The 14,298-nt window shown below is 67.9% G+C and carries 13 protein-coding genes; 9 read left to right on the top strand and 4 right to left on the bottom strand.

Annotated elements, in window-relative coordinates; translation table 11 throughout:
• Positions 1-2 precede the first annotated feature (2 nt).
• Positions 3-1,442 (bottom strand): cytochrome ubiquinol oxidase subunit I, encoded by a 1,440-nt coding sequence (locus tag E4487_RS19205; RefSeq protein ID WP_037046163.1) that lies wholly within the window; start codon positions 1,440-1,442, stop codon positions 3-5.
• 242 nt (positions 1,443-1,684) lie between these two features.
• The gene (locus tag E4487_RS19200; RefSeq protein ID WP_037046160.1) at positions 1,685-2,575 is read right to left on the bottom strand and encodes a LysR substrate-binding domain-containing protein; all 891 of its coding nucleotides are present in this window, start codon (positions 2,573-2,575) and stop codon (positions 1,685-1,687) included.
• A 142-nt stretch (positions 2,576-2,717) separates the two neighbouring features.
• On the opposite strand from E4487_RS19200, the gene E4487_RS19195 reads away from it, so the two are divergent.
• Positions 2,718-5,747, top strand: coding sequence for an FAD-binding and (Fe-S)-binding domain-containing protein (locus E4487_RS19195; RefSeq protein WP_175254134.1), 3,030 nt, complete (start codon positions 2,718-2,720; stop codon positions 5,745-5,747).
• 164 nt (positions 5,748-5,911) lie between these two features.
• Here the strand turns inward: E4487_RS19195 and E4487_RS19190 are convergent, their stop codons facing one another.
• Positions 5,912-7,189 carry an acetyl-CoA C-acetyltransferase gene (locus E4487_RS19190; RefSeq protein ID WP_134676947.1) on the bottom strand — a complete coding sequence of 426 codons (1,278 nt, stop codon included), beginning with the start codon at positions 7,187-7,189 and terminating at the stop codon, positions 5,912-5,914.
• Positions 7,190-7,414: 225 nt separating this feature from the next.
• Between E4487_RS19190 and E4487_RS19185 the strand changes: the two genes are divergently transcribed.
• Positions 7,415-8,770 (top strand): 3-oxoacyl-ACP reductase, encoded by a 1,356-nt coding sequence (locus E4487_RS19185; RefSeq protein ID WP_175254133.1) that lies wholly within the window; start codon positions 7,415-7,417, stop codon positions 8,768-8,770.
• Between the two features lie 127 nt (positions 8,771-8,897).
• Here E4487_RS19185 and E4487_RS19180 read toward each other — a convergent pair whose 3' ends face one another.
• Positions 8,898-9,890 (bottom strand): AraC family transcriptional regulator, encoded by a 993-nt coding sequence (locus E4487_RS19180; protein WP_152487848.1) that lies wholly within the window; start codon positions 9,888-9,890, stop codon positions 8,898-8,900.
• 190 nt (positions 9,891-10,080) lie between these two features.
• Between E4487_RS19180 and E4487_RS19175 the strand changes: the two genes are divergently transcribed.
• The 7 genes from E4487_RS19175 (at position 10,081) to E4487_RS19145 (ending at position 14,298) form a co-directional block, all read left to right on the top strand.
• Entirely contained in the window at positions 10,081-10,938 is an 858-nt protein-coding gene (locus E4487_RS19175; RefSeq protein ID WP_175254132.1) for a MaoC family dehydratase, read from the top strand.
• A gap of 210 nt (positions 10,939-11,148) precedes the next feature.
• Entirely contained in the window at positions 11,149-11,454 is a 306-nt protein-coding gene (locus tag E4487_RS19170; protein WP_037046147.1) for a nucleotide pyrophosphohydrolase, read from the top strand.
• A complete protein-coding gene (locus E4487_RS19165; RefSeq protein WP_175254131.1) occupies positions 11,451-12,200 on the top strand; it encodes a methyltransferase domain-containing protein in 750 nt (249 codons plus the stop codon). Before E4487_RS19170 ends, E4487_RS19165 begins: the two co-directional genes overlap by 4 nt.
• A 76-nt stretch (positions 12,201-12,276) precedes the next feature.
• Entirely contained in the window at positions 12,277-12,858 is a 582-nt protein-coding gene (locus tag E4487_RS19160; protein WP_037046143.1) for a DUF4136 domain-containing protein, read from the top strand.
• Between the two features lie 21 nt (positions 12,859-12,879).
• A complete protein-coding gene (locus tag E4487_RS19155; RefSeq protein ID WP_175254130.1) occupies positions 12,880-13,434 on the top strand; it encodes a DUF4136 domain-containing protein in 555 nt (184 codons plus the stop codon).
• Between the two features lie 16 nt (positions 13,435-13,450).
• Positions 13,451-13,933: a GNAT family N-acetyltransferase gene (locus E4487_RS19150; protein WP_037046141.1), complete on the top strand. Its 483-nt coding sequence runs from the start codon at positions 13,451-13,453 to the stop codon at positions 13,931-13,933.
• The gene (locus tag E4487_RS19145) at positions 13,930-14,298 is read left to right on the top strand and encodes a DsrE family protein (protein WP_175254129.1); all 369 of its coding nucleotides are present in this window, start codon (positions 13,930-13,932) and stop codon (positions 14,296-14,298) included. The genes E4487_RS19150 and E4487_RS19145 overlap by 4 nt, the downstream gene beginning before the upstream one ends.

Genomic DNA, 14,298 nt, shown 5'->3' with positions numbered 1-14,298 from the left:
GTTCAGTTCCTCTCCGGCAAGCTGTCGGTTTCACCGTCTTCCAGGCCTTCTTCCGCAGCGGACATCGGCCGTGCCGGAGTCCGCGGCTGGCCAGGCCCGCCTTCGGTGCTGTCCTTGCCCTCGTCGATCTTCGGTCCCTTGCGCACCAGGCGCAGCATGTAGCCGATACCAGCGCCGAAGAGGACGAAATACACCAGTACGAACAGCGCCAGGGTGATGCCCATCTGCGCCGCACTGTGCCCGGACGAAGCATCGGCGGTGCGCATCAGGCCATGGATGATCCACGGCTGGCGGCCGATCTCGGTGGTGTACCAACCGGCGAGAATGGCGATGATCCCCGAGGGTCCCATCCACACCGCCAGGTGCAGGAACGGCCGCGACTGGAACAGGCGCCCGCCGCGCCGCAGCCAGGTGCCCCAGAGGCCGACCAGGATCATCAGCAGGCCCATGGCGACCATGATGCGGAAGGTCCAGAAGACGATGGTGGAGTTGGCCCGGTCCTCCGGGGCGAATTCCTTGAGCGCCGGTACCTGCTTGTCCAGGCTGTGGGTCAGGATCAGGCTGCCGAGCGCGGGAATCTCCACCTTGAAGCGCGTCTCCTCGCGCTGCATGTCCGGCCAGCCGAAGAGGATCAGTGGCGTCGGCTCGTCACCGACGTTCTCCCAGTGGCCTTCGATGGCGGCGATCTTCGCCGGCTGGTACTTCAGCGTATTGAGGCCATGCAGGTCGCCGATGAAGGCCTGCACCGGCGCCACCAGCAGTGCCATCCATACCGCCATCGACAGCATCTTGCGGATCGCCGGGTTGTCGCGCCCGCGCAGCAGGTGCCAGGCCGCCGACGAACCGACGAAGAAGGCGGTGGCGAGGAAGGCCGCCGTGGCCATGTGCGCCAGGCGATAGGGGAACGACGGGTTGAACACCACGGCGAACCAGTCCACCGGAATCACCCGTCCGTCGACGATCTCGAAGCCCTGCGGGGTATGCATCCAGCTGTTGGAGGCGAGAATCCAGAAGGTCGAGATCAGCGTGCCGATGGCCACCATCACCGTGGAGAAGAAGTGCAGGCCCGGGCCGACGCGGTTCCAGCCGAACAGCATGACGCCGAGGAAGCCCGCCTCGAGGAAGAACGCGGTGAGCACCTCGTAGGTCAGCAATGGTCCGGTGACCGCCCCGGCGAAGTCGGAGAAGGCGCTCCAGTTGGTACCGAACTGATAGGCCATGACCAGGCCGGAGACCACCCCCATGCCGAAGTTGACCGCGAAGATCTTCGACCAGAAGTGGTAGAGATCGCGGTACACGGTGTTGCCGCTCTTCAGCCACAGCCCTTCGAGCACGGCCAGATAACTGGCCAGACCGATGGTGATGGCGGGAAAGATGATGTGGAACGAAATGGTGAAGGCAAACTGGATTCGGGCGAGATCGAGCGCCTCTAGGCCGAACATGTTACATCCTCATTCAGGGTTATCTCGGCCCCGGCACGCAAAGCCGAGCCATAGACTCCGAGTGTTGGAGTCGAACGCGCTGGAATTGTTCTTATGATATGAGCAACGGCCGGCAAGCCGCTGGAGACGACGCGCGAAACGCGGCATTGATCTGGATCAATGCACGTTGAAAGACTAGCCGCTAATGGGCCACCTGGCGCTGTGGTGATTTGCCGCGTGACAGGCCGCCACAGGTGCCGCGCTCAACGGCCAAGTTCGGCGAGCAGCCACTGGCGGAACGCCTTGAGCGAGGGCAGCACCGCGTTGCGCGGCGGGTAGGTCAGGCAGTAGGTGCGCTGGCTGGGAATCGCTTCGCCGACGCGCAGCAGATGGCCATGGCGCACGTCGTCCGCCACCAGCAACTGCGGCACCAGGCCCACGCCGATACCGCTGCGCACTGCCTGCAACAGGTGCGAGGTCAGCTCGAAGTTGGGCCCGCTGCGCATGCGCTCCGGCGCCAGGCCATGGCGGGCGAACCAGCTGGCCCAGAGCGGCGGATGGCTGGCCACCTGCAGCAGCGTCTGCGCGGCGATGGTCTCGGCGTCGACCACCTCGCCCGCCGCCAGCAGCGCAGGGCTGGCGACCACCACCATGGTTTCTTCCAGCAGCGGGTGCACCACCAGTTCCGGCCAGTCGCCGCTGCCGACGGTGATCGCCGCGTCGATCTCGCCGTCGGCGAAATCCACCGCCTGGATGCGCGAATGCACATGCACCTGCACGCCGGGGTTGGCCGCGTAGAAGCGATTCAGCCGGGGCAGCAGCCAGGTCGAGCCGAAGGTCGGCAACAGCGCCAGGCGCAAGGTGCCCATGCCGGAGCCATAGGCCACCGCCTGCAGCGTGGCGCTGCGGATCTGCGCCAGGGCATCGCCGAGTTCACGCAGGTACAACCGGCCCACGTCGGTCAGCACGATGTTGCGCCCCTCGCGGCGAAACAGGCGCACGCCCAGCTGCGCTTCCAGCGCCTGCACCTGACGACTGACCGCACTCTGCGTCAGCGACAGCTCCCTGGCTGCACGGGTGTAGCTCTCGTGCCGGGCAGCGGCCTCGAAGGCCAGCAGCAGCGACATCGAAGGCGTCAGGCGCCGGTGATTCATTCATATTCCTCATGAATTGATCGCGAAAAATACCCTTGTAGCACGGTCATGGCCCTTGGAAAATCCACATCATCCATAACGATACCGAGCCGTAGCCCTTCGCATTCAGAAGGTTTGAACGGCCATCTGCCGAGAACCGACCATGATTGCCCGCATCCCCACGCCCGCCGCACCGGCGGCCCCCTACCTGGCCTTTCTCGACGCCCTGCGCAGCGCCGGCTTCCGCGGCGAGATCGCCCGCGATCACGCCAGCCGCACGGTACTGGCCACCGACAACTCGATCTACCAGCGCCTGCCGCAGTCGGCGGTGTTCCCGCTGGATGCGGAAGACGTGCAGGTCCTGGCCCGTGTCGCCGCCGAACCGGCCCATCGCAGCGTGCGCCTGACGCCACGCGGCGGCGGCACCGGCACCAACGGCCAGTCGTTGACCGACGGCGTGGTGGTGGACCTGTCGCGGCACCTCAACCGGATTCTCGAGATCGACCCTGCAGGGCGCTGGGTGCGGGTGCAGAGCGGCGTGGTCAAGGACCAGCTCAACGCCGCCCTCGAGCCGCACGGCCTGTTCTTCGCCCCGGAGCTGTCCACCTCCAACCGCGCCACCATCGGCGGCATGATCAACACCGACGCCAGCGGCCAGGGCAGCTGCACCTACGGCAAGACCCGCGACCATGTGCTCGAACTCGACAGCGTGCTGCTCGGCGGCGAGCGCCTGCGCAGTGCCGCACTGGACGACGAGCAACTGGCCCAGCAGCTGGCGCGCCAGGACCGGGTCGGCGAGCTGTACCGCTGCGCCGAGGCCATCCAGCGCGAGAAGGCCGAGCTGATCGAGGCGCGCTTTCCCAAGCTCAACCGCTGCCTGACCGGCTACGACCTGGCGCACCTGCGCGAGGCCGACGGACGCTTCAACCTCAACAGCGTGCTGTGTGGCGCCGAAGGCTCGCTGGGGCTGATCGTCGAGGCCAAGCTCAACGTACTGCCGATCCCGCGCTACTCGGTGCTGGTCAACGTGCGCTACGCCAGCTTCATGGACGCCCTGCGCGATGCCCGCGCGCTGCTCGAACATCAGCCGCTGTCGATCGAGACGGTGGACTCCAAGGTGCTCCTGCTGGCCATGCAGGACATCGTCTGGCATGGCGTGGCCGAGTACTTCCCGCAGAATCCGGACGTCCCGACCCTGGGCATCAACCTGGTGGAATTCAGCGGCGATGAGCCGGAGGAAGTCGACGCCCGCGTCGCCGCCTTCGCCCGGCACCTGCAGCACGACAGCAGCGTGCAGCGCCTGGGCCACACCCTGGCGACAGGCCGCGCCGCCGTGACCCGCGTGTACGCCATGCGCAAGCGCGCGGTGGGCCTGCTCGGCAACGTCGAGGGCGAGGTGCGCCCGCAGCCGTTCGTCGAAGACACCGCCGTGCCGCCGGAGCATCTCGCCGAGTTCATCGCCGAGTTCCGAGCTCTGCTCGACGGCCACGGCCTGGCCTACGGCATGTTCGGCCACGTCGATGCCGGCGTGCTGCACGTGCGCCCGGCACTGGACATGAAGGACCCGGCCCAGGCGGCCATGGTACGGCCGATCTCCGACGCCGTGGCGGAGCTGACCCAGCGCTACGGCGGGCTGCTCTGGGGCGAGCACGGCAAGGGGGTGCGCTCGGAATACGCGCCGGCCTTCTTCGGCGAGCTGTACCCGTCGCTGCAGGCGCTGAAGCACGCCTGCGACCCGCACAACCAGCTCAACCCGGGCAAGATCGCCACGCCCCTGGGCAGTGACGAAGCCCTGCTGAAGATCGACGAAGTGGTGATGCGCGGCGACCTGGACCGGCAGATCGACGAGCGCGTGTGGCAGAGCTACGGCAGCGCCGTGCACTGCAACGGCAACGGCGCCTGCTACAACTTCGACCCCAACGACGCCATGTGCCCATCCTGGAAGGCCACCCGCGAGCGCGTGCAATCGCCCAAGGGCCGCGCCTCGTTGATTCGCGAATGGCTGCGCCTGCAGGGCCTGGCCGGCGTCGACGTACTGGCTCCGGTCGCCAGCGGCCCGTTGCAGTTCCTGCGCACGCTGCCCGAACGCTGGCGCAACAGCCGCCAGGGTGGCGACGACTTCTCCCACGAGGTCTACGACGCCATGGCCGGCTGTCTGGCGTGCAAGTCCTGCGCGGGGCAATGCCCGATCAAGGTCAACGTGCCGGAGTTCCGCTCGCGCTTCCTCGAGCTCTACCACCGCCGCTACCTGCGCCCGCTGCGCGACTACCTGATCGGCTCGCTGGAGTTCAGCCTGCCGCTGCTGGCCCACCTGCCCTGGCTGTACAACGCGCCGATGGGCTCGCGCCTGGTCAATACGCTGCTGGCCGAACGCCTGGGCATGGTCGACAGCCCGACGCTCAGCGACTTCGACTTTCGCGCCACCTGCCGGCGCTTCGCCGTGCAGACGGCGACGCCAAAGCGCCTGGCCGAACTGGACGAGAGCCTGCGCGCCAGAAGCCTGATCCTGGTGCAGGACGCCTTCACCCGCTACTTCGAGACACCGGTGTTCGCCGCCTTCATCGAACTGGCCAGCCGCCTCGGCTATCGGGTACTGCTGGCGCCCTACTCGGCCAACGGCAAGCCGCTGCACGTTCAGGGCTTCCTCGGTGCCTTCGCCCGCACCGCCCGGCGCAATGCCCGGCGCCTGCAGGCACTGGCGAACTTCGGCATTCCGCTAGTGGGCCTGGACCCGGCCATGACCCTGGTCTACCGCCAGGAATACGCCAAGCTCGACGGCCTCGACTGCCCAGCGGTGCTGCTGCCGCAGGAATGGCTGGCCGAGGTGCTGCCGAGCAGCGACGCCGAGGCGCCGAGCGGCAGCTACCGGCTGCTGGCACACTGCACCGAGAAGACCAACGCCACCGCTGCCACGGCCCTGTGGGGCCAGGTGTTCCGCCAGGCAGGCCTGCAACTGGCGACACAGGCCACCGGCTGCTGCGGCATGTCCGGCACCTACGGGCACGAGGCGCGCAACCTGGAGACGTCACGGGCGATCTTCGCCCAGTCCTGGGAGCCGGCCCTGGCTCGTGAGGACGCCGGCGAAGCACTGGCCACCGGCTACTCCTGCCGAAGCCAGACCCAGCGCCTGCGCCAGCAGCGCCTGCGCCACCCGATCGAAGCGCTGCTGGAGCACCATCGCGCGCGCGGCTAGGGCGCGACGCTGCAGCCCTGCACCCGCAAGGCTTTACGGCTTCGCGCCGGGCTGAGCGCTGCAGCAGGGCGAAAAAAAGGGCGGCCACGCGCTACGCGGGCCGCCCGAATCACGGAGTTGCTTACATCGCGTGACCACGATGACTTGTGGCCACCCGTATTGGATTACCGTTCGAGGATTGCGGTCACACCTTGACCGCCTGCAGCGCAGATGGAGATCAGCCCGCGCCCCTCGCCGGCCGCCGCCAGCAGCTTGGCCAGGTTGGCGACGATGCGCCCGCCCGTCGCGGCGAACGGGTGTCCGGCGGCGAGCGAACTGCCCTTGACGTTCATCTTGCTGCGGTCGATGGAGCCCAGCGCGGCCTCCAGCCCCAGGCGCTCCTTGCAGTATTCGGCATCCTCCCAGGCCTTGAGCGTGCACAGCACCTGGGCGGCGAACGCCTCGTGAATCTCGTAGTAGTCGAAGTCCTGCAGGGTCAGGCCGTTGCGCGCCAGCAGGCGCGGCACGGCGTAGACCGGCGCCATCAGCAACCCCTCCTTGCCCTGGACGAAATCCACCGCTGCCGCCTCGCCGTCGCGCAGGTAAGCGAGCACCGGCAGGCCACGGGCCTTGGCCCACTCTTCACTGGCCAGCAGTACCACCGAAGCGCCATCGGTCAACGGTGTGGAGTTGGCCGGCGTCAGGGTGCCACGCGGACCGCGTTCGAAGCAGGGCTTGAGCGTCGCGAGCTTCTCCGCGCTGATGTCCGGGCGCAGGTTCTGGTCGCGGGTCAGGCCCAGGAACGGCGTCATCAGATCGTCCTGCCAGCCCTCGGCGTAGGCCGCCGCCAGCTTCTGGTGACTGGCCAGCGCCAGCTGGTCCTGCTCGTCACGGGGGATGGCCCAGCGCTGCGCCATCAGCTCGCAGTGCTCGCCCATCGACAGCCCGGTACGCGGCTCGCCATTGCGCGGAATATGCGGCGCGAGGTGGCGCGGACGAATCTTCAGCAGGCTCTTGATCTTGTCGCCGGTGCTCTTGCCACGATTGGCCTCCAGCAGAATCTGGCGCAGCCCTTCGTTGACGCCGATGGGGGCATCGGAGGTGGTGTCGACGCCACCGGCGATACCGCAGTCGATCTGCCCGAGGGCGATCTTGTTGGCCACCAGAATCGCCGCTTCGAGGCCGGTTCCGCAGGCCTGCTGCAGGTCGTAGGCCGGGGTTTCCGGCGCCAGGCGCGAGCCCAGCACGCACTCGCGGGTCAGGTTGAAGTCACGCGAATGCTTGAGCACCGCACCGGCGACCACTTCGCCGAGGCGCTCGCCGTGCAGGTTGAAACGCTCGACCAAGCCCTCGAGGGCGCTGGTCAGCATCTCCTGGTTGCTCGCCCGGGCGTAGAGGGTGTTGGAACGGGCGAACGGAATACGGTTGCCGCCTACGATGGCGACCCGGCGCAACTGGGTCATGAGGACTCCTTGCTGGTCGAGAGAGCGAAGAGACGAGCGACTGCGCGTCAGCCGGCCCCCGGAGAATGTCAGGTTTACACTTTAGCCTTCTGGCCGCACAGGCTAAACCTCGCGCCGTTGCGAACATTGGCCGCCTTGCCGGCACATGAGGCAACAGAGTCAATTGCGCTTTGCCGACTGCCGCGTACAGTGGCAGCACTTCCGATTCGTCCGCAGGAGTCTTTCATGTCCGACCGTTACCTCGCCTTCGCCAACTCCTCCACTGGCCGTCGCCTGGTCGGCGCACTCGGCCTGCCGGCCCCGGTACGCCTGGAGCGCTGGATGGCCGGCCGAGTCAGACCGGTGGACGGCGCCCTGCTGTTCGGGGGCGAGGGTGACCTGCTGAAGAGCGTACTGCCGTTCGCCAACAAGCTCACCGACCAGCTGTTCGCCGCGCGCGAGGGCCAGCTGGAGCTGCCGCGCTGGACCGCCGAGCACGGCCCCAGGCTCAAGGCCCTGGTGTTCGACGCCAGCCACCTGACCCGTTTCGAGCAGCTGATCGAACTGCGTGATTTCTTCCAGCCGACCTTCAAGGGCCTGGCCAACAGCCCCCGTGTGGTGGTGCTGGGGCGCGCACCCGAGTCGATCAAAGACCCCATCGCCGCCAGCGTGCAACGCTCGCTGGAAGGCTTCACCCGCTCGCTGGGCAAGGAAATCCGTCGTGGCGGCAGCGTGCAGCTGCTCTATGTCGGCAAGGGCGGCGACCAGCAACTGGAAGGCGCGCTGCGCTTCTTCCTGTCGCCGAAGAGCGCCTACGTCTCCGGCCAGGTGCTGCGCCTGGGCGCCTGCGCTGAACAGGTGAAGGACTGGACACGGCCGCTGGCCGGCAAGAAGGCCCTGGTCACCGGCGCCTCACGCGGTATCGGTGCCGCCATCGCCGAGGTGCTCGCCCGCGATGGGGCCGAGGTCGTGCTGCTCGATGTCCCGCAGGCGGCCGATGCGCTGCAGGCCCTGTCCGCGCGCCTGGGCGGCCGGGCCGTGACCCTGGACATCTGTGCCGAGGACGCGCCACAGCGTCTGGTCGACGCCCTGCCCGAGGGGCTGGATATCGTCGTGCACAACGCCGGCATCACCCGCGACAAGACCCTGGCGAAGATGAGCGATGCGTTCTGGAACTCGGTGATCGACGTCAACCTCAAGGCGCCGCAGGTACTGACTCAGGCGCTGCTGGACGCCGACAAGCTGCACGACAACGGCCGCGTGGTGCTGATCGCCTCGATCAGCGGCATCGCCGGCAACATGGGCCAGACCAACTACGCCGTGAGCAAGGCCGGGGTCATCGGCCTCGCCCAGGCCTGGGCGCCGGCACTGGGCAAGAAAGGCATCAGCATCAACGCAGTGGCGCCGGGTTTCATCGAGACCCAGATGACCGCCGCCATTCCGCTGGGCATCCGCGAAGCCGGGCGCCGCATGAACTCGATGAGCCAGGGCGGCCTGCCACAAGATGTCGCCGAGGCCGTGGCCTGGTTCGCCCAGCCCGGTTCCGGCGCAGTCACCGCGCAGGTGCTGCGGGTGTGCGGACAGAGCCTGCTCGGGGCCTAGCCGCAACGACCCGGCGCGTAGCCTGCAATCAGGAGCGCGTCGGGGTTCGGTGCACTACGACAGAAGCGTGCAGCGAGGCAGGGATGGGCGGCGACCGTCGCCACTCAAGCGCCGGCCACTTCCCGCGTCACGCCTTGCCGCGTTTGCGGAACTCCACCGGGGTCTCCCCCACCCAGCGCTTGAACGCACGGTAGAAGGTGCTCGGCTCGGAAAAGCCGGTGCGCTCGACGATCACCTCGATACGCTCGTCGGTCTTGAGCAGCAGGTCCTTGGCCAGCCGGCAGCGGTAATCGGTGATCAGGTCGTTGAAGCGCACGCCGGCCATCGCCAGGCGCTCACGCAAGCGTCGGGCCGGCATGTTGAGGCGGCCGGCCACCTGTTCCAGCGTCGCGCCACCGTCGACCAGCAGCTCGGCGATCAGCTCGCGTACCTGGCGCACCAGGTCCAGGCGCTCCACCTCGGCCAGCTGCCGCCGCGCCAGGGATTCGTGCATGCGCAGCAGTTCCGGGGCGGCATGGCGCGAGGCCTTGTCCAGCACCGCGGCGTCGAACAGCAGCGCGCAGTCCTCGGCCCCCAGCCGTACCGGGCAACCATAGACCGCCTGGTAGCGCTCGGCCGGCGCGCCCTCGGCGTGCATGAAGCGCACCTCACGTGGACGAAAGTCGTTTTCGGTCAAGGCGGCGAACAGGCGGATCACCGCGCCTGCGAGCATCTCCGGAAAGTGCCGCGGGGTATCGGCTTCGACACCGAGTGTCAGCACCGCCATCTCGCCGTCGACGGCAAGATGGGCGTTGAGGGTATCGGAGAGCAGCCGCACGTAGCGCAGCGCATGGCGCAGACCGGCGCCGAAGGTTTCACTGGAGAGGAACAGGTATTCCAGGAGCAGGCCATGGAACGCCGGCAGATGCTCGGCCAGGAACAATCCCACATGCGCCTCGCCGCACTCTTCGCTGGCGGCTTTCCAGAACGCTGCCTGCGCGGCATGCGGGAAGCGGCCAGCCGGGAGTCCGCCAGGGGGCAGGCCAACCCGTACCAGCACACGGTCGGGGTCGGTTCCGCTGGCGCGCAGGGCATCGATTACCGGGCGCATCAGCGCCACATCGTCGGTCAGATCACGCATGATTCCTGCTGTTCTTCTTATTAGTGAGCGTTATTCGTGAACGGCGCCATCTTAGGGGCAGCGGGCCGCCGTGCGCAAACCGCGCAGCAGAGGGATTGGCTGCCCGGCATGCACGCCAGGCAGCACAGCCAATGCCAGCGCGTCAGCGGCGGTTAAGCTGCTGCCATCCATTCGCCAAGGAGTTCGCCCAATGGCCATCGACTGGCTCGATCTCGACACCCCGTCGGCCCTGCCCGGCCTGTTCCTGCGCGCAGCCCTGCGGCGCAAGGTGACCGGCCGCCAGCTGCCCGATCTCGGCCTGCGCTGCCGCGTGGAAGTGGACCCGCAGCACCTGGCGCGCTATCGCCAGGTCTGCGCCATCGATGACAGCCCCTACCTGCCGCCGGTGTACCCGCATGTGCTCGCCTTCGGCCTGCAGATGCAATTGCTCACCGACCGGCGCTTCCCCTTCCCGCTGCTGGGCCTGGTGCACCTGGAGAATCGTATCCGCGTGTTGCGCCCGCTGGGCGGGCTGGGGCCGTTCCAGGTCAGCGTGCAGGTGGCCGATCTGCAACCCCATGACAAGGGCGCGACCTTCAGCCTGATCACCCGCCTGGAAGACCAGCTCGGCCTGCTCTGGGAAGGCGACAGCCGCATCCTCTGCCGCGCCCTGCGCCTCGACGGCCAGGCGCAACCGCGTACCGAACGAACGCCACTGGAGCTGGCGCCACTGGCCAACTGGTCCGCCCCTGCCGACACCGGCCGCCGCTATGCGCGCGTGGCCGGCGACTACAACCCGATTCACCTGTTCGCCGTCACCGCGCGGCTGTTCGGCTTCCCTCGCGCCATCGCCCATGGGCTGTGGAACAAGGCGCGCAGCCTGGCAGCGCTGCAGGAGCACCTGCCGCTGGCCGGCTACGAAGTCGAGGTGCGCTTCCAGAAACCGGTCCTGCTGCCCACCCACGTGGCCCTGCAAGCCAGTGCAGCTGCACCCGCTGGCCAGTTCCACCTGATCGGCGAGCAGGATACGCCGCACATGGCCGGGAGCTGGCAGCCGCTGGAACGCTGACCCAGGGCGGCAAACACGCTTGGTGCAGGAGCCGGCTTGCCGACGATCAGCGGCAACGCGTGATCGCCGGCAACAGCGCATCGACACCAGGCCTGAACATGCTCCGGGAAGGCTGCCGAAGCGAGGCCCCGGATTGCATGCGGGCTACACGCACCGCTTGCAGCACATGGCGTTCGCGCCGAAGCTATGCGGCTCGAAAGGAGCCAGCCGATGAACCTGCCCGAACTCACCGCCCGCATGCACGCCATTCGCGATCACAACGACTGGCGTCGTTACCAGAGCCCGAAGAACCTGGCCATGGCCGCCAGCGTGGAAATGGCCGAACTGGTGGAGATCTTCCAATGGCTGAGCGAAGAACAGTCGCGCCAGCTGCCCCCTGAACAGCTCGCCCACGCAGGGCAGGAAGTGGCCGACGTGGTCCTCTATCTCCTGCAACTGTGCAGCGAACTGGGCCTCGACATGAATCAGGCGGTGCTCGACAAGCTCGCCGACAACGAACGGCGCTTCCTCAAATGAGCGACCGCCACTTCGATGAACTCGCCACCCGCTTCGCCGAGAAGATCTACGGCGGCGCCAAGGGTGCGATCCGCCTGGCCGTGCTCCAGGCCGACCTGGCCGAAGCCTTGCCGGAGCGCAAGCTGCGCGTGCTCGACGTTGGCGCCGGGCTCGGCCACATGAGCCTGTGGCTGGCCCAGCGCGGCCATGACGTCACCCTCGCCGAACCTGCCGAGCCGATGCTCATCGGCGCGCGCCAGCGCTTCGCCGAGGCCGGACAGAGCGCCGCCTTCATCCAGGCCCCCTGGCAGGAACTGCTCGGCCAGCTGCAGCAGCCCTACGACCTGGTGCTCTGCCATGCCGTACTGGAATGGCTGGCCGAACCGGCCGCCATCCTGCCGGTACTGCACCAGCTGACCGAGAAGAACGGCTGGCTGTCGCTGGCCTTCTACAACAAGGATGCGCTGATCTACCGCAACCTGCTCAAGGGGCACTTCCGCAAGCTGCGCAAGGAGCGCTTCGCCGGTGAAGGCCAGAGCCTGACCCCGCAACGCCCTGTCGACCCGCGCGAACTGGCCACGCAACTCGAGCAGCACTGGCAGGTCGAAAGCCGTAGCGGCGTGCGCGTGTTCCACGACTACATGCCGCAGGAGTTCCAGGCCAAGGCCGAGTTGGTCGACCTGCTGGAAATGGAGCTGGCGCACCGTCGCCACCCCACCTTCGCCGGCCTGGGTCGCTACCTGCACTGGATCTGCCGACCGCGCTGAGCACGTTGGACGAAGCAGGCCGGGCGGCGTAGCCTGAACCTCATCGGAGATGCCGCGCGCGACCACGGAGACGACCATGCGCACCGCCATAGCCTTACTCGTCCTGCCCCTGCTGGCGGCCTGCCAGAGCCCGAATCCGTACCAGGCCGAATCGCTGCCGATGCCGCCGGCGCCCCCAGGTGCGGCCAGCACCTTCGACCACAGCGCCTATCCGGCGGCCCAGCGCGACTACGGCCGCTACCGCAGCTGGAGCTGGCTCGACGGCCGCGCGCCGGGCGGCGAGCAACTGGCCGAAAGCGTCAGCGCCGGCCTCGACCAGTACGGCCTGCGCCCCGCCCTGCAGGGCCCCGGCGATCTGCTGGTGCGCGCCCGCATCAGCCAGGAAACCCGCCAGCGCCAGTACTACGACGATGTCGGTGGCTACTACGGTGCCGGCAGCCGCTGGGATCGCCACTACGGTGCCTGGGGCAGCGTGCCCATCGTGCGCACCTACGAACAGAAAGTCGCCGTGGTACGCATCGAACTGATCGACCCGCGTGACCGCCAGGTGGTCTGGTCCGGCAGCGGCGAAGCCATCGCCGGCAAGGACCAGAGCGCCCAGGCCGAGGCCATGCGCGTGGCCATCCGGGCCGCGCTGGACGGCTACCCTCCCTATTGATCGAACGCACTGGAGCTCATCATGCGCGCCCTGCCCTACCTGCTTCTCACCCTGCTGCTGAGCGGCTGCGCCAGCGTCAGCCTTGAGCACGACTTCGACCCCGGCCGCGACTTCTCCGCCTATCGCAGCTGGAGCTGGAAGGACGCCAAACTGCTCTACCAACCCGATGACGCGCGCCTCAAGAGCGACATCACCGAGGCCCGCATCAGCCAGGCCGTCGCCGACCAGCTCGAGCAGCGAGGCCTGCGCCAGGCCAGCGCCGGCCGGGGCGACCTGAAGGTACAGAGCGTACTGATCGTCGACGAGCGCCAGGACCAGATCACCACCCAGTACGGGGGCGGCTGGGGCGGGTACTGGGGAGGCTACTGGGGCGGCCCGGCCTTCACCGAAACCCGGCGCGTCGACTACAAGGTCGCCACCCTGCAGATCGACCTGTACGACGCCCGCGACGGCAAGCTGGTCTGGCGCGGCAGCGGCGAGCAGATCATGCGCAACCAGCCGCCGAGCCCCGCCGAGCGGGAACGGGCGATCCGCGACACCGTCACCCAGGTGCTCTCGCAATATCCACCACGCTGAACGAGGAGCGCAGCGCGTGAATGCCCACCTGCAGCACCGCCCCGCCACGGCCGCCGACCTCCAGACCGTGGTCGGCTTTCCACAGAACGCCGATGAACTGTTCTTCTGCTACCCCAAGGCCATCTGGCCGCTGGATGTCGGCCAGCTCGCCGCCGCCATCGCCGAGCGCCGCGACAGTGTCGTCGTGGAGCTGGACGGCAGGATCGCCGGCTTCGCCAACTTCTACCAGTGGCAACACGGCGAATTCTGCGCCCTGGGCAACCTGATGGTGGCGCCCTGGGCACGCAGCCGGGGGGTGGCGCAGTACCTGGTCAGCGTGATGGAGCGCATCGCCCGCGAACACTACAAGGTGCCGCTGATGAAGGTGTCCTGCTTCAATGCCAACGCGGGCGGCCTGCTGCTCTACAGCCGCATGGGCTACCGCACCGTCGGCATCGTCGAGCGTCGCGCCCCGGATGGCAGCCGCGTCGCCCTGGTGCAACTGGAGAAACCCTTGTGAGTGCGGTGCGACGTGTGCTGATCATCGTCAGCAGCGGCCCCAGCACCCCGGCCCGCTGCGCCGCGCCCTTTCACACCGCCACCCTGCTGGCCTGCATGGACGCCGAGGTCACCCTGTTCCTCAGTGGTGAAGCCGCGCAGCTCGCGCAGCAGTCGGTCGCCGACACCCTGCGCGCCAGCGAACAGGGCGAGCCGATTCGCCTCTTCATCCAGCAAGCGAAACTGGCGGGAGCGCGCGTGCTGATGTGCCGTGCGCCGGGCGTCGTCATCGATGAGAACGCCCTGATCCCCGAGCTGGACGAGATCGCCAGTGGCGGTGAACTGGCGCAGATGATTCTGGAATACGATCGCGTGCTGACCCTCTGA

Origin of the sequence: Pseudomonas sp. BMW13, assembly GCF_013357275.1 — a bacterium.
Lineage (GTDB): Bacteria > Pseudomonadota > Gammaproteobacteria > Pseudomonadales > Pseudomonadaceae > Aquipseudomonas > Aquipseudomonas khazarica.
Note: the sequence above shows the minus strand (reverse complement) of the source record. Positions and strands in the feature narration are given on the sequence as shown.